The 16,216-nt window shown below is 67.5% G+C and carries 19 protein-coding genes and 1 riboswitch; of the genes, 12 read left to right on the top strand and 7 right to left on the bottom strand.

What is annotated here, in order from left to right:
• Positions 1-3 precede the first annotated feature (3 nt).
• Positions 4-816: an exodeoxyribonuclease III gene (locus ACTWP6_RS10515; protein ID WP_443187671.1), complete on the bottom strand. Its 813-nt coding sequence runs from the start codon at positions 814-816 to the stop codon at positions 4-6.
• A gap of 88 nt (positions 817-904) precedes the next feature.
• Between ACTWP6_RS10515 and ACTWP6_RS10510 the strand changes: the two genes are divergently transcribed.
• From ACTWP6_RS10510 to ACTWP6_RS10485, 6 genes are all read left to right on the top strand, one after another.
• On the top strand, positions 905-1,762 hold the full coding sequence (locus ACTWP6_RS10510; protein WP_443187605.1) for an alpha/beta fold hydrolase: 858 nt from the start codon (positions 905-907) through the stop codon (positions 1,760-1,762).
• Between the two features lie 144 nt (positions 1,763-1,906).
• Positions 1,907-2,026, top strand: a riboswitch (SAM riboswitch).
• A 35-nt stretch (positions 2,027-2,061) separates the two neighbouring features.
• Positions 2,062-3,402 carry a bifunctional o-acetylhomoserine/o-acetylserine sulfhydrylase gene (locus tag ACTWP6_RS10505; RefSeq protein ID WP_260757972.1) on the top strand — a complete coding sequence of 447 codons (1,341 nt, stop codon included), beginning with the start codon at positions 2,062-2,064 and terminating at the stop codon, positions 3,400-3,402.
• A complete protein-coding gene (gene metX, locus ACTWP6_RS10500; RefSeq protein ID WP_443187604.1) occupies positions 3,402-4,529 on the top strand; it encodes a homoserine O-acetyltransferase MetX in 1,128 nt (375 codons plus the stop codon). Before ACTWP6_RS10505 ends, metX begins: the two co-directional genes overlap by 1 nt.
• Complete coding sequence (locus ACTWP6_RS10495; RefSeq protein WP_443187603.1) at positions 4,526-5,266, top strand: class I SAM-dependent methyltransferase; 741 nt, start codon at positions 4,526-4,528, stop codon at positions 5,264-5,266. The genes metX and ACTWP6_RS10495 overlap by 4 nt, the downstream gene beginning before the upstream one ends.
• 509 nt (positions 5,267-5,775) lie before the next feature.
• On the top strand, positions 5,776-6,639 hold the full coding sequence (locus ACTWP6_RS10490) for a glycosyltransferase family 2 protein (RefSeq protein ID WP_443187602.1): 864 nt from the start codon (positions 5,776-5,778) through the stop codon (positions 6,637-6,639).
• 96 nt (positions 6,640-6,735) lie between these two features.
• Complete coding sequence (locus tag ACTWP6_RS10485; protein WP_443187601.1) at positions 6,736-7,539, top strand: class I SAM-dependent methyltransferase; 804 nt, start codon at positions 6,736-6,738, stop codon at positions 7,537-7,539.
• A gap of 9 nt (positions 7,540-7,548) precedes the next feature.
• On the opposite strand, the gene ACTWP6_RS10480 is transcribed toward ACTWP6_RS10485, so the two are convergent.
• Together ACTWP6_RS10480 and ACTWP6_RS10475 are read right to left on the bottom strand one after the other, a co-directional pair.
• Positions 7,549-7,842, bottom strand: a complete 294-nt coding sequence (locus ACTWP6_RS10480) for a DUF3017 domain-containing protein (RefSeq protein ID WP_443187600.1) — start codon at positions 7,840-7,842, stop codon at positions 7,549-7,551.
• Positions 7,839-8,696 carry a bifunctional methylenetetrahydrofolate dehydrogenase/methenyltetrahydrofolate cyclohydrolase gene (locus ACTWP6_RS10475; protein WP_443187599.1) on the bottom strand — a complete coding sequence of 286 codons (858 nt, stop codon included), beginning with the start codon at positions 8,694-8,696 and terminating at the stop codon, positions 7,839-7,841. The genes ACTWP6_RS10480 and ACTWP6_RS10475 overlap by 4 nt, the downstream gene beginning before the upstream one ends.
• A 58-nt stretch (positions 8,697-8,754) precedes the next feature.
• Here ACTWP6_RS10475 and ACTWP6_RS10470 point away from each other — a divergent pair, with 58 nt between their 5' ends.
• On the top strand, positions 8,755-9,960 hold the full coding sequence (locus tag ACTWP6_RS10470; protein ID WP_443187598.1) for an NADH:flavin oxidoreductase: 1,206 nt from the start codon (positions 8,755-8,757) through the stop codon (positions 9,958-9,960).
• Here ACTWP6_RS10470 and ACTWP6_RS10465 read toward each other — a convergent pair.
• Positions 9,944-10,507: a TetR/AcrR family transcriptional regulator gene (locus ACTWP6_RS10465; protein WP_443187597.1), complete on the bottom strand. Its 564-nt coding sequence runs from the start codon at positions 10,505-10,507 to the stop codon at positions 9,944-9,946. The two genes, ACTWP6_RS10470 and ACTWP6_RS10465, sit on opposite strands and share 17 nt — an antisense overlap.
• Before the next feature lie 376 nt (positions 10,508-10,883).
• Here ACTWP6_RS10465 and ACTWP6_RS10460 point away from each other — a divergent pair, with 376 nt between their 5' ends.
• From ACTWP6_RS10460 to ACTWP6_RS10440, 5 genes are all read left to right on the top strand, one after another.
• Entirely contained in the window at positions 10,884-13,445 is a 2,562-nt protein-coding gene (locus ACTWP6_RS10460; RefSeq protein WP_260757526.1) for an FHA domain-containing protein, read from the top strand.
• A gap of 132 nt (positions 13,446-13,577) precedes the next feature.
• Positions 13,578-14,138 carry a TetR-like C-terminal domain-containing protein gene (locus tag ACTWP6_RS10455; protein WP_443187596.1) on the top strand — a complete coding sequence of 187 codons (561 nt, stop codon included), beginning with the start codon at positions 13,578-13,580 and terminating at the stop codon, positions 14,136-14,138.
• A 177-nt stretch (positions 14,139-14,315) separates the two neighbouring features.
• Positions 14,316-14,687: a hypothetical protein gene (locus ACTWP6_RS10450; protein WP_443187595.1), complete on the top strand. Its 372-nt coding sequence runs from the start codon at positions 14,316-14,318 to the stop codon at positions 14,685-14,687.
• Complete coding sequence (locus tag ACTWP6_RS10445) at positions 14,687-14,995, top strand: hypothetical protein (RefSeq protein ID WP_260757522.1); 309 nt, start codon at positions 14,687-14,689, stop codon at positions 14,993-14,995. Before ACTWP6_RS10450 ends, ACTWP6_RS10445 begins: the two co-directional genes overlap by 1 nt.
• A complete protein-coding gene (locus ACTWP6_RS10440; protein ID WP_443187594.1) occupies positions 14,992-15,279 on the top strand; it encodes a hypothetical protein in 288 nt (95 codons plus the stop codon). Before ACTWP6_RS10445 ends, ACTWP6_RS10440 begins: the two co-directional genes overlap by 4 nt.
• 62 nt (positions 15,280-15,341) lie before the next feature.
• On the opposite strand, the gene ACTWP6_RS10435 is transcribed toward ACTWP6_RS10440, so the two are convergent.
• Genes ACTWP6_RS10435 through ACTWP6_RS10425 form a run of 3 tightly spaced genes read right to left on the bottom strand, consistent with a single transcriptional unit; the run spans position 15,342 to position 15,981 of the window.
• Positions 15,342-15,545, bottom strand: coding sequence for a hypothetical protein (locus tag ACTWP6_RS10435; RefSeq protein ID WP_443187593.1), 204 nt, complete (start codon positions 15,543-15,545; stop codon positions 15,342-15,344).
• Positions 15,542-15,742 carry a hypothetical protein gene (locus ACTWP6_RS10430; RefSeq protein WP_443187592.1) on the bottom strand — a complete coding sequence of 67 codons (201 nt, stop codon included), beginning with the start codon at positions 15,740-15,742 and terminating at the stop codon, positions 15,542-15,544. Before ACTWP6_RS10430 ends, ACTWP6_RS10435 begins: the two co-directional genes overlap by 4 nt.
• Positions 15,739-15,981: a ribbon-helix-helix domain-containing protein gene (locus tag ACTWP6_RS10425; RefSeq protein ID WP_260757517.1), complete on the bottom strand. Its 243-nt coding sequence runs from the start codon at positions 15,979-15,981 to the stop codon at positions 15,739-15,741. The genes ACTWP6_RS10430 and ACTWP6_RS10425 overlap by 4 nt, the downstream gene beginning before the upstream one ends.
• Between the last annotated feature and the right edge of the window lie 235 nt (positions 15,982-16,216).

Below are 16,216 nucleotides of genomic sequence, written 5' to 3'. Positions count from 1 at the left end.
GAATCACCCGTAGCAGACCGTCACCGGGCAGTGGTCGGACCACCGCAGCGCGTACGCGGCGGGGCGTTCAGTGACGACGGACGTGACGCGCTCGGCCAGGCCCGGGCTGGCCAGCTGGTAGTCGATACGCCACCCCGCGTCGTTGTCGAACGCCTTGCCGCGCCACGACCACCACGCATAGGGACCCGCGACATCGGGGTGGGCCCGCCGCACCACATCCACCCAGCCGGCTGACAACAGATCGCTGAGCCACTGGCGTTCCTGCGGCAGGAATCCCGCCTTCTTGACGTTGCCCTTCCAGTTCTTGATGTCGTTCTCGGTGTGGGCGATGTTCCAGTCGCCCGACAGCACCGCCTGCCGACCGGGGCGGGCCGACTCCGCCAGCAGCACCGACATCCGCTCGGCCACCGCGGCCATGAACCGTTCCTTCTCCAGCTGGCGGTCCGTTTCGGCCTCACCGGTCGGCACGTACACGCTGGCCAGCGTCACCCCGGCGGTGTCCACCTCGATGTAGCGGCCGTGAGCAGCGAATTCCCCTGCCCCGCAGCCGATCCGAACGTCATCGTGGGGTGTGCGGGACAGCACCGCCACCCCGTTGCGGCCCTTCACGTGCGGCGCCGCCGACGCCAGGTGCCAGCCGTCGGCCAGCACGGGGGCCAGCGCCTCGGCCAGCTGCTCGTCGTCGGCGCGGGTCTCCTGCAGACACACCACGTTCGACGCCGTCTCCTTGAACCAGGCGAGCAGCCCGAGGTTCTCCGGGGAGCGCTGCTTGACCGCGGCGCGGATGCCGTTGACGTTGATGGTGCTGAGCGTGATGGGACCCGTCACGGCCGCTGACCTTAACCGAGCGCGTCCCGACGGCGTCCTTGCGGTACCGCCGGTATCACCTTTATCGTCGGGCCCTATGAGCCTTCGCGCGCCGATCCACCTCGGATCAGGGGAGCCTGTCCTGCTACTGCACCCGTTCATGATGTCGCAGAACGTGTGGAAGAACGTCGCAGCCCAGCTGGCCGGGGTCGACCCGGCCAACCCGGCGGCACCGGCGACCGGCCGCTACGAGGTGCTTGCCCCCACCATGCCGGGGCACAACGGCGGGGTGAAGGCGCGGTTCTTCCTCGACACCGCCGAACTCGCCGACGACGTCGAACGCCGGATGGACGAACTGGGCTGGGACACCGCACACATCGTCGGCAACTCGCTGGGCGGCTGGGTGGCCTTCGAACTCGAGCGCCGCGGTCGAGCCCGCTCGCTCACCGCGATCGCCCCCGCCGGCGGATGGCACCGGTGGTCGCTGCCCAAATACGAGATCGTGTTCAAGTTCCTCATGGGCGGCCCGGTGTGGATCGTCGCCAAGATGTTCGGCGCGCGCGCGGCCCGGCTGCCCGGTGCGCGCGCGCTGGCCAGCGTGCCGGTCAGCGCCACCCCGGACGGCATCACCGACGCCGACCTCCTCGACATCATCGATGACGTCACCCACTGCGCGGCCTACTACCAGCTGCTGGTCAAGGCGCTGCTGCTGCCCGGGCTGATGGAGCTCGCCGACACCAAGACCCCGACGCACATGGTGATCTGCGAGAAGGACCGCGTGCTGCCGCACCCGCGGTTCGTGAACCACTTCCGCAAACACCTGCCCAGGAGCACCCGCTACACCGAACTCGACGGCGTCGGCCACATCCCGATGTTCGAAGCGCCGGAACGCATCACCGACCTGATCCGCGACTTCCTCGACGAGCAGATCGACCCGGAGCGCACGACTGGCTGATTTCGCCGCTCCGCGACGGGAAGGCTGATTTCGCCGCTCCGCGACGGGAAGGCTGATTCGCCACTTCCGCGACGGGAAGGCTGATTCGCCACTTCCGCGACGGGCGGTGGCACCCGCACAGCCGGGTGCGATACTCTCTGACACGGTCATGAGCGCCAGCGTCAAGCCCCGGCTTGCTGGCCGGCAACCCTCCAACCGCGGTGGGGTGCCCCGGGAGACGACCAGGTTGAGTAGCCGCACACGGCTATAAGGCAAGCGCGGGTCCGCCGTGAAACGGGCCCCCTGTTTCGTGGAGGAGCATCACGTTGTCCGACATCACCGCACATTGGTCGTTCGAGACCAAACAGGTGCACGCAGGTCAGAGCCCCGACAGCGCAACCAACGCCAGGGCGCTGCCGATCTACCAGACCACCAGCTACACCTTCGACAGCACCGACCACGCCGCCGCGCTGTTCGGCCTCGCCGAGCCCGGCAACATCTATACCCGCATCATGAACCCGACGCAGGACGTCGTCGAGCAGCGCATCGCCGCGCTTGAGGGTGGGGTCGCGGCGCTGTTTTTGGCCTCCGGGCAGGCCGCGGAGACCTTTGCGATCCTCAACATCGCCAACCACGGCGACCACATCGTCTCCAGCCCGCGTCTCTACGGCGGCACCTACAACCTGTTCCACTACACGCTGCCCAAGCTGGGCATCGAGGTCACGTTCGTCGAGAACCCCGACGACCTCGACTCGTGGCGAGCCGCCGCGCGCCCGAACACCAAGGCGTTCTTCGGCGAGACGATCTCCAACCCGCAGATCGACATCCTCGACATACCCGGGGTCGCCGGTGTCGCGCATGAGGTCGGGGTTCCGCTGATCGTCGACAACACCATCGCCACCCCGTACCTGATCCAACCGCTGAGCCACGGCGCCGACATCGTCGTGCATTCGGCGACGAAGTACCTCGGCGGGCACGGCACGGCGATCGCGGGCGTGATCGTCGACGGCGGCACCTTCGACTGGACCAACGGCCGCTTCCCCGGCTTCACCGAACCCGACCCGAGCTACCACGGCGTGGTTTTCGCCGAACTCGGCCCGCCGGCCTACGCACTCAAGGCGAGGGTGCAGTTGCTCCGCGATCTGGGAAGCGCCGCCGCACCTTTCAACGCGTTCCTGATCGCGCAGGGCCTCGAGACGCTCAGCCTGCGGATGGAACGTCATGTGGCCAACGCGCAACGGGTGGCCGAGTTCCTCGAGGCGCACCCCGACGTCGTCTCGGTCAACTACGCGGGCCTGCCGTCCTCGCCGTGGCATGACCTCGGAAAGAAGCTGGCGCCCAAGGGAACCGGCGCCGTCCTCGCGTTCGAACTGGCCGGCGGCGTCGAAGCCGGCAAGGCGTTCGTCAACGCGCTCACCCTGCACAGCCATGTCGCCAACATCGGCGACGTGCGGTCGCTGGTGATCCATCCCGCTTCGACCACGCATCAGCAGCTGTCCTCCGAGGAGCAGCTCGCCAGCGGCGTCACTGCGGGTCTGGTACGGCTGGCGGTGGGCATCGAGGGCATCGACGACATCCTGGCCGACCTGGAGCAGGGCTTCGCCGCGGCCAAACCGTTCAGCGCAGCCGGTGCCGATCCGAAGACCGTGGCGTCGTTCTGATGACAATCGTGGACATCCTCACCGATCGTGTGGCGTTGCCGCCCGAAGGGGAGATCGGCGTCGTCGACATCGGTTCGCTGACCCTGGAGAACGGCGAGGTCGTCGACGACGTCTCCATCGCGGTGCAACGGTGGGGTGAGCTCTCACCAAATCGGGACAACGTCGTCGTCGTACTGCACGCACTGACCGGTGATTCGCACATCACCGGCCCCGCCGGACCCGACCACCCGACCCCGGGCTGGTGGGACGGCGTCGCAGGACCGGGCGCCCCGATCGACACCGACCGGTGGTGCGCGATCTCGACCAATGTGCTGGGTGGCTGCCGCGGCTCGACCGGCCCGAGCTCACTCGCCCCGGACGGCAAACCCTGGGGATCCCGGTTCCCGACGATCTCGGTACGCGACCAGGTGGCTGCCGACGTGGCCGCCCTGGAACGGCTCGGGATCACCGATGTCGCCGCGGTCATCGGCGGATCCATGGGCGGGGCAAGGGCTTTGGAGTGGATCATCGCCCACCCGCACAGCGTGCGTTCGGCACTGATCCTGGCTGTCGGCGCCCGCGCCACCGCCGATCAGATCGGGACGCAGAGCACTCAAGTGGCGGCGATCAAAGCCGATCCGAACTGGTGCGGCGGCGACTATCACGGCACGGGGCGCTTCCCCGGGTCCGGGCTGGAGATCGCGCGGCGCTTCGCCCACCTGACCTACCGCGGCGAGGCCGAGCTCGACGAACGGTTCGGCAACGACCCGCAGCTCGGTGAGGATCCCGCCACCGGCGGTCGGTACGCGGTGCAGAGCTATCTGGAGTACCAGGGCCGAAAGTTGTTGGCCCGCTTCGACGCCGGCACCTATGTTGCGCTGACCGACGCGTTGTCCAGCCATGACGTGGGGCGCGGCCGCGGCGGGGTGGCCGCGGCACTGCAAGGGTGCCCGGTGCCCGCGGTGGTGGGCGGGATCACCACCGACAGGCTCTACCCACTGCGCCTGCAGACCGAGCTGGCCGAGCTACTTCCCGGTTGCGACGGACTCGACGTCGTGGACTCCGAATTCGGCCACGACGGCTTCCTGGTGGAGACCGACGCGGTGGGCAAGCTGATCCGGCGCACCCTGGAGCTGGCGTCACGGTGAACGGCTCCCCCGACCGCCGCTCACTGTCCTTCGGTGCGGAGGCGGCCGCCTACGAACGGGGGCGGCCGTCGTACCCGCCGGAGGCCATCGACTGGTTGCTGCCCGACGGCGGCTCAAACCGTCTGGAAGTCCTGGATCTCGGCGCCGGCACGGGCAAGTTGACCACCCGACTGGTCGAGCGCGGCTTGGACGTCGTGGCTGTGGATCCCATCCCGGAGATGCTGGAGCTGCTGAGCACGTCGTTGCCCGACACCCCTGCCCTGCTCGGCACCGCCGAAGAGATCCCCCTGCCCGACGACAGCGTCGACGCAGTGCTGGTCGCGCAGGCATGGCACTGGTTCGACCCGGAACGCGCCGTCAAGGAAGTGGCCCGGGTACTGCGGCCGGGCGGGCGCCTCGGACTGGTGTGGAACAACCGTGACGAGCGGTTGGGCTGGGTCAAGGATCTCGGCGACATCATCGGCCACGAGGTCGATCCCTTCGCTCAGACGGTCGACCTTCCCGCCGCCTTCAGAGATGTAGAGCGCCACGAGGTGGAGTGGACGAGTTATCTGACTCCGCAGGCCCTGGTCGACCTGGTGGCCTCGCGCAGTTACTGCATCACCTCGCCGGAGAAGGTGCGAGCCCGGACCCTGGACCGGGTGCGGGAGCTGCTGGCAACCCACCCGGCGCTGGCGAACAGCTCAGGGCTGGCGCTGCCGTACATCACGGTGTGTATCCGCGCGACCCTCGCCTGAGCCGCCCTGAGCCCGTAAGCCGAAAAGGGGCGATCCACCACCGCGCCGTGAGGTCCCACACCTGACCGCCGGCAGGGATTGCGCGCGAATTCTGTCGGCACGTCATCAGCACGGACACCACCTTCACAGTTACCTGGCAGGGACGTCGCGGCACACGCTGGCGGACACCACCGTCCGACACGGTGGACGGCCCCGAATTCGGGCGTTACGACTGCTATTCGAATTTGCAGACCCGCAGGTCACGCGCGAATCACAAGTTTTCTTCGAAACAATATTCCTTGCATAATCACACAACATCGCTGAGTGCACTACAGCGAATATTTACTCCTGCGACTACGCGCCTGTTAAAGCCTGGGTTGCCGGCGAACAAAAGTCCTTTGAACTGTATTGCAAGCGGCAAATAGCGATGCTAGCGTGAGCCCGGTCTAGTGCTGCGGGACACGACGGCGCACAAACAGCTAATTAACTGTCATTCACTGAAAATGCAGTAGGTATACCGGGGGGTTTGAATGACTGAGCAACGAATTTCCCACGAGTATGTGCAGGATTCCGCGCCGTTGATGGCGCGAGTGGCGACCGACCCACTGGTCCGCCTGGACGCACGCAGCAAGAAGGAACGCGCGATTCCCCAGGCATTGAGCGTCAGCCTGGTGATCCCCGTGAAGAATGAGGCGCGCAACATCGGGTGGGTTCTGCAACAGATCGCCGACGACGTCGATGAGGTCATCCTCGTCGACGGCAAGTCCACGGATGCCACGCTGGTCACCGCCCAGCGTTGCCGGCCGGACATCATGGTGGTCCCGCAGGACGGTGTCGGCAAGGGCAGCGCGCTGAGGACCGGTTTCCTCGCCGCGTCCGGCGACGTCATCGTGATGATGGACGCGGACGGCAGCATGACCCCCGACGAGATCAAGCACTACCTGCACTTCCTCGCCAACGGTTACGACTTCGTGAAGGGGTCGCGCTTCATCCCGGGCGGCGGGTCTCTCGACATCACCAGATTCCGGCGGCTCGGCAACCGGTTCCTGCTCGGCGTCTTCAACACGCTGTACCGGGCCGAGCTCACCGACCTGTGCTACGGGTTCTGCGCGTTCCACCGCCGCTACCTCGATGCGCTCGCCCTGTCCGCGACCGGCTTCGAGATCGAGGCAGAGATGGTCGTGCACGCCATGCGGGCCGGCCTACGGGTCGCCGAGGTGCCCAGCCTCGAACTGCCGCGGCGGGCAGGCAAATCCAACCTTCATTCGATCAGCGACGGCATCCGGGTGCTGCGCACGGTCTTGCGCGGACATCAGTCGGGACTGAGCGGCCACATGGTGCAGTCGGTTCGCCGGCGGGTCCACGCCGGCGAACACATCGGGAATCCTGCGTGAGCTCTCCGGGCAGGCCGGCTTCGATCCTGCAGCGGATGCAGCCCGCGTGACCACGAAAAACCGTCAGGATTGTCGCACTCAGAGCCGGGGGAATGAATGTTGAAGAGCAGGGAGCAGGCTGAGCGGCCACTGGAGTTGATGGCCGGCGAGGACGAAACCAAGGTTCCGGCGAACCTGGGGCGTCTGCGCCGATTCGTCAGGTCCCAGGTTCTGCAGACCGAGGACGAGTGGGTCACACGCGGTGCCGTTCTCAGCCAGAGCCTGGCCGGCCTGGTCGATGAGTTCAGTGCGCTCGGCGCGGCCTACGGCATCGAGATCGGTTGCCAGCGGGGAGCATTGACCGACCAGATGGGGCAGTTGACCCGCGTGCCGAAATGGACCGGCATCGACCCGACGCTGCCCGGTGAACTCGTCACGCCCCATGGCTGCGTGTTGCACCCCGCGCGGGCGAGCCGGCTCGAATTCCCCGATGCGACTTTCGATGTCGCGCTCTTCGCCAACGTCTTCGAACACATCCCCCCGGACGAACGCGACCCGAGCCTGCGGGAAATCTTCCGGGTGCTCAAGCCCGGCGGCGTCGTGGTGGGACAGATCCCGAACCCGCACTTCCTGATCGAGTCGCACAGCCGGCTGCCGCTGATGGGTTGGCTGCCCACCACCCTGCAGCACCGCTACTGGAAGCTCTCGCCGGTGCACTGGAACCATGACTTCTACGTCGTGACGATGAAACACATCAGGCAGTCCGCCGGCCGCGCGGGTTTCGACGTCGCGCACGTCCGAAACTTCAACTATCCGCCCGAGGTCATTCCCCAGAAGGTCCGATGGATCGCCAGGGCGCTCGAACGGCCGATGCAGTACATACCGTGGGCCTGGCAATTCATTCTCCGGCGCCCGACCTGATACACCGGCTCAGCTGGTGCCGAGCGGATCGATCGTCCACGCGATGTAGAGCATCGCAGCGCTGACCGAGGCGGTGGTCACAAAGTCCACCGTGCGGCTGCGCACCGCCAGCAGTCCGGCGCGGTCGTCGGGCAGGGCCAACCGCAGCCCGGACGCGACGGCGACCCCGACGGCCATGACCAGCGCGCCACGCCGCCAGAAGCCCGCGGCCACCAGGACGAACGCCGCGGTCAGCAACAGCGCCACCACCAAAATGGGCCACTGCCCGGCGAACACCTTGCGCGCGAACTCCCTGACGGTCACGAGGCGGCGAGTGCCTCGGCGCGCTCGACGACGTTGGTCAGCAGGAAGGCCCGCGTCAGCGGACCGACACCGCCGGGATTCGGCGAAACGTGCCCGGCCACTTCCCACACGTCCGGATGTACGTCGCCGACGAGCTTTCCGGCTTCGTCACGGCTGACCCCGACGTCGACGACGGCGGCGCCGGGCCGGACCATCTCGGCGGTGACCATGTGCGGCACCCCGGCCGCGGCGATGATGATGTCGGCTTCGCGGGTGATCTGGGGCAGGTGACGCGTTGCGGTGTGACACAGCGTGACCGTCGCGTTCTCCGAGCGCCGGGTGAGCAGCAGACCCAGCGGGCGGCCGACTGTGACGCCACGGCCGATCACGGCGACGTGGGCGCCGGCGATCTCCACCTGGTAGCGGCGCAACAGGTGCACGATGCCCCGCGGGGTGCACGGCAGCGCCGCCGGCTCGTTGAGCACCAGCCGGCCCAAGTTCGTCGGGTGCAGGCCGTCGGCGTCCTTACCGGGATCGATGCGTTCCAGCGCGGCGTTCTCGTTCAGGTGCTTGGGCAGCGGCAGTTGCACGATGTAACCGGTGCAGTCGGGGTTCGCGTTGAGCTCGTCGACGGTCTCGAGCAGGGTCTCCTGCGAGATGTCGGCGGGCAGATCGCGCCGGATCGAGTTGATGCCCACCTTGGCGCAGTCCGAGTGCTTACCGCGCACATAGGCCTGCGACCCGGGGTCGTCCCCGACCAGCACCGTCCCGAGGCCCGGCGTCCTGCCGGCAGCGGTCAACGCCGCGACGCGCTCTCTCAGGTCGACAAAGATCTCGTCGCGCGTGGCCTTGCCGTCCAAAGTGATTGCACCCACGCGCATCATTCTGACAGGCAGTGTTGTTCCGCCCCAAGGGCGTGGCATGCTCGACGACATGACAGTCGCACCCGATGTGTTCAGTCCGGCCAAGCTGGGGCCGCTGACCCTGCGCAACCGCATCATCAAGGCCGCGACGTTCGAGGCCTCGACTCCGGATGCGCTGGTCACCGAGGATTTGATCACCTACCACCGGCTTCCCGCCGCCGGTGGGGTCGGTATGACCACGGTCGCGTACTGCGCCGTCGCACCGGGCGGGCGGACCGACGGGTGGCAGCTGTGGATGCGGCCCGAGGCGGTGCCGGGTCTGCGCAGGCTGACCGACGCGGTTCATGCCGAGGGCGCCGCGATCAGCGCGCAGATCGGCCACGCCGGACCGGTGGCCAACTCGCGCACCAACAAGGCCCAGGCCCTGGCGCCGGCGCGGTTCTTCAATCCGCTCTCGATGCGGTTCGCCAAGAAGGCCACCCGTGAGGACATCGCCGAGGTGACCGAGGCGCACGCCAACGCGGCCCGGCTGGCCATCGACTCCGGGTTCGACGCGGTCGAGATCCACCTGGGTCACAACTACCTGGCCAGCTCGTTCCTGTCCCCGCTGATCAACCGGCGCACCGACGAATTCGGAGGGTCGCTGGAGAACCGCGCCAAGGTGGCCCGCGGCGTGGTGCTGGCCGTCAAACGCGCCGTCGGTGATCAGATCGCGGTCACCGCGAAACTGAACATGTCCGACGGTGTGCGGGGCGGCATTCCGCTGGAGGAATCTCTGCAGACCGCGAAGTGGCTCGAAGAGGACGGCGGCCTCGACGCGCTCGAGCTGACCGCGGGCAGCTCGCTGCTCAATCCGATGTTCCTGTTCCGCGGCGGCGCCCCGGTCAAGGAGTTCTCCCGGGCCTTCAAACTCCCGCTGTCGTGGGGCATCCGGATGACCGGCAAGAAGTTCATGCGCGAGTACCCGTACCACGAGGCCTACCTGATGCGGGACGCCAAGAAATTCCGCGACGAGTTGACGATGCCGCTGATCCTGCTGGGCGGGATCACCAACCGCGAGACGATGGACCGCGCGATGGCCGAGGGCTTCGACTTCGTCGCGATGGGGCGTGCCCTGCTCGCTGAACCTGATCTGCTCAACCGGATTCACGCCGACAGCAGCGTGACGTCGATCTGCGACCACTGCAACCTGTGCATGCCGACGATCTACAGCCACACCTACTGCGTGCGCACCGGCTCCCCAGGAACGCAGAAGCCGGTCAGCTCGGGGCGATGAGCGCGCGGGCGCAGTCCTCGACGATCGCATCGGCGCTCGCCGGGATGCTCTGACGCGCCCGCAGGTGACGCCGCACGATCGCGGCCGGCACGTCCATGATCGCGGCGTTGACGCGCGCGAGGTCGTCGGGCAGCTCGGAGAGCACCTTACGCAGCTTGCGCTGCAAGCGTTTCCGACGGCCCGTCACCGGGTCGGGCCACTCCCCCAGCCCGAGCTCGTTGGGCCCGGCGAGCAGAACCTGGGCCTCGACGGGATGCTCGCGGCACCACTGCACGATCCGCAGCGCACCGTTCACGCAGCGCTGCTGGGCATCGCCGTCGACCGACAACGCCTCGATCAGCTCCTCCTGGAACCGTTCCTCGGTGCGCACCCACAATTCGCCGCACAGCGCCGCGCGCGACGGGAAGCGGTGGTAGACCGACCCGCTCGGCGCGCCGGCGCTGCGCGCGACCGCCGACATCGTCACCGCGGAGACACCGTCCTGGGCCAGAAGCTGCGCGGCGGCGTCGAGAAGGGCGTCGACGGTGTATCGGGCGGGCCGCGGCATTGCTCCACCCTAAAATAGAGAGAAATCCCTAGAATTCGTCGAGCCGCCACGGGGGCTGCGCACACCTTGCGTCTTCGACCCCTCCCGATCTCGGAACAGTGACGCTATCCGCCTCTCTCACAGCGCATTTCGTACCTTCACTGAGTGCATGCATGCCGGAGGGCGTAGGTCGCCGGATCACGGGCGTGTCGCGATGATCGCCACGGCGCGGGGACCGGAGGGATGCCCAGCACGGCGGCTTGCACCACTGGCCGTAGAGAACAAGCAGGTAACAGCGCGGCAACAGATCATCGACACCGTCAGGTGGCACGTACCGGCATGACCGCCACCCGATAGAGTTGCGCGCGATGTCCAATGTCGCCGCCGGAGCGGCTCCGTGAGCCGACCAGCAACCCCTGCGCTGACCGTTCGGTATGACGGATCCACACGCTCCTTCGCGGCCGGCAACGACGTCGTCGTCGGCCGGGACCTGCGGGCCGACATCCGGATCGCCCACCCCTTGATCTCGCGGGCCCATCTGGTGCTGCGATTCGACCAGGGCCGCTGGGTGGCGATCGACAACGGCAGCCTCAACGGCATGTACGTCAACGGCAGGCGGGTTCCCGCGGCCGAGATCACCGACGGCGCACAGCTCCATATCGGCAATCCCGACGGTCCGCTGCTGGTCTTCGAGGTCGGCCGCCACCAGGGCTCGGCCGGCTCGCCACCCCCGACGGTCGCGGTCCCGGTGACCGGCAGGCCCAGCACGACGTGGCCGTCGCAACCTCCGCCTCCTACCGCGCGTCCGCCGGTGCAGCGGCCGTACCCGACCCGGCCACCCGGGCCGCCGTCGCACCCGCAGCCTCAGCAGTCCCGACCCGCCCCGCAGCCGATCTCGTCTCCGGCGATGGAGTCGGTGACCGTGATGGGGCCGGCTGCGGCGCCCCGGTCCGGCGGCGACGGCAACCTCGCCACCAGCATGCTCAAGATCCTGCGGCCCGGCCGGCCCGCGGAGGCGCCGCCCGGCTCGATCAAGATCGGGCGCTCGTCCGACAACGACATCGTCATCCCCGACGTGCTGGCCTCGCGTCACCACGCAACCCTGGTGCCGACGCCCGGCGGAGCCGAGATCCGCGACAACCGCAGCATCAACGGCACGTTCGTCAACGGCTCGCGCGTCGACAGCGCGATGCTCACCGAAGGCGACACCGTCACCATCGGCAACGTCGACCTGGTGTTCCGCGACGGGACGCTGGTCCGCCGCACCGAAACCGCCGCCGCGACCGCCACCGGTGGCCTCGACGTCCACGGCGTCACGTGGACCATCGAGAACAACAAGACCCTGCTCGACAACATCTCGGTGTCGGCCCGTCCGGGCACACTGACCGCGGTGATCGGCCCGTCCGGCGCCGGCAAGTCGACCTTCGCGCGCCTGGTGGCCGGGTACACGCACCCGACCACAGGCCAGGTGTCGTTCGAAGGGCACGACGTGCACGCCGAATACGCCTCGCTGCGCTCCCGGATCGGCATGGTCCCCCAAGACGACGTCGTGCACGGGCAGCTCACCGTCAGGCAGGCGCTGATGTACGCCGCCGAGCTGCGGCTGCCGCCCGACACCACGAAGGCCGACCGCGAGCAGGTCGTCAACGAGGTGCTCGAAGAGCTCGAGATGACCAAGCACCTCGACACCCGCGTCGACAAGCTTTCCGGCGGCCAGCGCAAGCGCGCGTCGGTGGCGCTGGAACTGCTGACCGGTCCGTCCCTGCTGATCCTCGACGAGCCCACCTCCGGCCTGGACCCCGCACTGGACCGCCAGGTCATGACCATGTTGCGCCAGCTCGCCGACGCCGGCCGCGTCGTGCTGGTCGTCACCCACTCGCTGACCTATCTGGACGTGTGCGATCAGGTGCTGCTGCTGGCCCCCGGCGGCAAGACCGCGTTCTACGGACCGCCGAGCCAGATCGGCCCGTCGATGGGCACGACGAACTGGGCCGACATCTTCAGCTCCGTCGCCGGCGATCCCGATGCCGCCGCGCAGCGCTATCTCGCCCAGAACGGGCCCCCGCCCCCGCAGCCGCCGGCGTTGACGCCGTCGGAGCTGGGCAACCCGACCCGTACCAGCCTGCGCCGTCAGCTGTCCACGATCGCGCGGCGCCAGATCCGGTTGGTGATCTCCGACCGCGGCTACTTCGCCTTCCTGATGCTCCTGCCGTTCATCATGGGCGTGCTGTCACTGTCGGTACCCGGCGACGTCGGGTTCGGCGTGCCGAAGACCGCCATGGAGGGCGGTGAGGCGCCCAACGAGCCCGGGCAGATCCTGGTCATGCTCAACGTCGGCGCGATCTTCATGGGGACCGCGCTGACCATCCGGGCATTGATCGGAGAGCGGGCGATCTTCCGGCGTGAGCAGGCCGTCGGCCTGTCGACCTCGGCCTATCTGCTTGCCAAGGTGGTGGTGTTCACCGCGTTCGCCGTCGTGCAGGCCGCGATCGTCACGGCGATCGCGATCGCAGGCAAGGGCTGGGGTGCGGGTGCGGTGGAAAGCGGCGCACTGCTCGGCAACCGAAGTCTGGAACTGTTCACCGACATCGCAGTGACCTGTGTGGCCGCCGCGATGGTCGGTCTGGCGTTGTCGGCACTGGCCAAGTCCGCCGAGCAGATCATGCCGCTGCTGGTGGTCGCGATCATGTCCCAGCTGGTGTTCTCCGGCGGCATGATTCCGGTGACCGACCGGATCGTGCTGGACCAGATGTCGTGGTTCACCCCCGCGCGATGGGGTTTCGCCGCGTCGGCGTCGACGATCGACCTCATCCGGTTGGTGCCGGGACCGCTGACCCCGCAGGACCGCCACTGGGAACACAGTTCCGGCGCATGGCTGTTCGACATGGGCATGCTGATCGTGATCAGCGTGGCCTACCTCGCTTTTGTGCGCTGGCGAATCAGGTTGAAGTCCGCCTAGATCTGACACAGACCCGCAGAAGTTTCCTGTAGCGCGTCGGTTCTGTCCCTGCGCAACGAAAATTCCCGAAACGACGGTAGATCGCCGCGGTTCTCGTAGGCTCGACACGCAGGCCATACCGGGGGGAATCAGGTGTCCGACGCCGATGCGTCGCAGCGTGATGCTGCAATCCACGCCGCATTAGCTGAACTTCAGCAGTGGGGCGCGGATCGGTTCAGCATGGAAGGTGTGGCGCACCGGTCGGGGCTGAGCACCCGCTATCTGCATCAGACCTGGGACAGCGAACGCCAACTCGTCCTCGAAGCGCTGCTCTCCTACAGCGAAACCATCATCGCGGTGCCCGACACCGGATCGCTACGCGGCGACCTCACCGAGCTGACTCTGTCCTTCGCCGCCTATGTCAATGAGCCCGTGGGACGACGGATCGCCCGCATGATGGTGGTCGACACAAAAACTCAGGCCGCCGATTACGACACCCGAGCGCGGTTCTGGCACCTGCGGGTCGAGGCGATCGAGATCATCTTCCGGCGGGCCACCGAACGCGGTGAGCTCCGCGACGACGTCAGACCGACCATCGTGCTCCAGTTGCTGACGTCGCCGCTGCACACCTACGCCCTCTACAGCGACAGGCTTGTCGATCCCGGCTACTGCCGGGTGATCGCCGATCTGGTCACCCGCGCCATCGAGCGGTGATTCGCGGGCCCCTGCCGGACCGTCCGCCCCGGTCGGCGAAGAGGCCAACCACTCCACCAGGGTGGCGCAAGATCGTGTGCTGTCGTGTCAGCAAGTTGCCTCATGTCAAGATGCGCGCGAAGGGGGCTCGTTGCCTCCACGTGAACGTGCGCGCTTGGTAACTGGAGTGGGGACGGCATGACGCTGAAGAAAACCGCCCCGACCGCCGAGGCCCGGCTGCGTGCCGACCTCGACGCCGCGCAGAAAGCAGCCAGCACCGAGGTGGGCCGAGAGCTGGAATGGGACGAGGCCGAGCGCCATGTCATCGCCCAGGCCGCCGCCGACCGCGCCGAGGAGCTGCACCGCCTCTACGACACCGAGCTGACCCGCAAGCCCGAGCCCCGGCACCGCACCGTGGTGGCGCTCGCAGCCGAGATCCGGCTCACCGAGAAAGCCGCCGTAGATCTGGTGGCACGGGTGAGCCTCGGGCTCGGTGCGGCCAAGAGCCCGAGGCATGTTCGCGCCGCGCAGACCCGTTGGCAGAACATGGCGACCCGCCGGCGTGCCTGATGGCACGGGCGGCCCACCGAGTGCCCCGCGCCGGGCTTTACGCCGACCTCGCCGAGCGTGAACGCCGGGCGATGGCCACCGGCGGCACCGTGGTCAACACCACTACCGGCACGGCCTACACCGCGCACCCGGCGAGGGTGGCCGCCTTCCGCGCCGGCGCCCCGGTCTCCCTGCCCGCCTCGGCGATTCCTGAGACCGCGCGGCACGGCATCGAGTGCCGGTGGTGGACGCGCGCCATCGTGCACCCTGACGGCACGGTCGACTTCCTCGACGACCCCGCCGCCTGGCTGGCCGAGGCCGAGCTGTGAGCAACTGCGCCAACGGGTGCGCACGGTGCCCCATCGAGATCACCTCGGTGCCGGTGGATCTGGTCTCACCGGAGGTGGGACACGATGTCCCACCTTCACCGCCACCGCGCCGGGGCCCCTATCCCAACGTCAAGGAGTCGCGCGGCAAGAAGGGCCGGTGGGAAGCCACACACCCGGTGCGGCCCAAGCGATGCCTGGGCACCTTCGACAGCCCCGAGGCCGCGCGCTACGCCGTTCTCATCGCCCAGGCCGAGCACCTAGAGGCCGAGGCCGAGGCGCTCTGAGAGGAGCCAAAAGCGTTGCTTAACAAGCGCAATAGAAAAGTGGTGGTTCGACCACCGGTACGTTAGAGGTCAGTCCACTCGTCAGTAGCGGGAAACTCTTCTGCCCATGCCTTCAAGACTGCGGCGATATCTGGGACTCCAATCTGACCCTCCGCGACATCGACGCACAGCCCGACAATCTCGCCAGCCTCGGCGTTGAGGTTGTATCCGTTCAGCATGTAGAACATCGCAGTGGCCGTCCACGCCGTTCGCTTGTTGCCGTTCACGAACGGGTGTGAGCGGGCCAGCCCATGAGGAGCGCCGCCGCCTTCTCATGGATGGTGGGGAACGCATCGCTGCCGTAGGCGCTCATCTGCGGTCGCGTGACGGCTGCATCCAGCAGGCCGAAGTCACGGAGCTGGTGTGGGCCGACGAAGCGCCGGTTGATCAGGGCTACATCGTCGGAGACCAAGTAGATGATCACATGTTCTCCAGCTTCTCCAGCGCGACGCTGTGCTGCCGGACGACGCGGTTAAACGCCGCTTCCATCATCTCGGCCCGGCCATGAACCTTCAGGTACTCGAAGAGGGCGCGCTTGATCACTTCGTTCGCCGAGGTCTCGGTAACGAAGGCGTAGTTCTTCAGCATGTCGGCCAGCTCGGCGGGCAGGCGGACTGTCAAGCCGGTGGTGCGTGAGGTGGGCTCTTGGGCGATCTCGGGCATGACACCATGATGTCACGGTGCAAAAGTCTATGTCCACGCGGAACTGTGGCGCAGCGGCGTGACCAGTACAAACCCGACGGCAGGCGGTCGCATCGAAACCTGTGCCTTAGCCTCGATCCACCGATGTATCGGCTGGTCGCAGGGTGTCGGAATGAGGAAAGTGCCCTTTGAACTGGGAAGATTGGTGTTCTCTACGCACTAATCAGTCCAGGTCAGAAAGGCACTTCCGGTGAAA

It is taken from the genome of Mycobacterium sp. 4D054 (genome assembly GCF_052245755.1).
In the GTDB taxonomy this organism is placed as follows: Bacteria; Actinomycetota; Actinomycetes; order Mycobacteriales; family Mycobacteriaceae; genus Mycobacterium.
The sequence above is the reverse complement of the archived record's forward strand: the minus strand, read 5'-3'. Positions and strand labels throughout refer to the sequence as shown.

Excerpts from the sequence above, each read along its gene's own strand:
- ACTWP6_RS10510 (WP_443187605.1), top strand. The coding sequence starts at position 905 with ATGAGCCTTCGCGCGCCGATCCACCTCGGATCAGGGGAGCCTGTCCTG.
- ACTWP6_RS10425 (WP_260757517.1), bottom strand. The coding sequence starts at position 15,981 with ATGCCCGAGATCGCCCAAGAGCCCACCTCACGCACCACCGGCTTGACA.
- ACTWP6_RS10470 (WP_443187598.1), top strand. The coding sequence starts at position 8,755 with ATGACAGTCGCACCCGATGTGTTCAGTCCGGCCAAGCTGGGGCCGCTG.
- ACTWP6_RS10465 (WP_443187597.1), bottom strand. The coding sequence starts at position 10,507 with ATGCCGCGGCCCGCCCGATACACCGTCGACGCCCTTCTCGACGCCGCC.
- ACTWP6_RS10490 (WP_443187602.1), top strand. The coding sequence starts at position 5,776 with ATGACTGAGCAACGAATTTCCCACGAGTATGTGCAGGATTCCGCGCCG.
- ACTWP6_RS10450 (WP_443187595.1), top strand. The coding sequence starts at position 14,316 with ATGACGCTGAAGAAAACCGCCCCGACCGCCGAGGCCCGGCTGCGTGCC.
- ACTWP6_RS10485 (WP_443187601.1), top strand. The coding sequence starts at position 6,736 with ATGTTGAAGAGCAGGGAGCAGGCTGAGCGGCCACTGGAGTTGATGGCC.
- metX (WP_443187604.1), top strand. The coding sequence starts at position 3,402 with ATGACAATCGTGGACATCCTCACCGATCGTGTGGCGTTGCCGCCCGAA.
- ACTWP6_RS10445 (WP_260757522.1), top strand. The coding sequence starts at position 14,687 with ATGGCACGGGCGGCCCACCGAGTGCCCCGCGCCGGGCTTTACGCCGAC.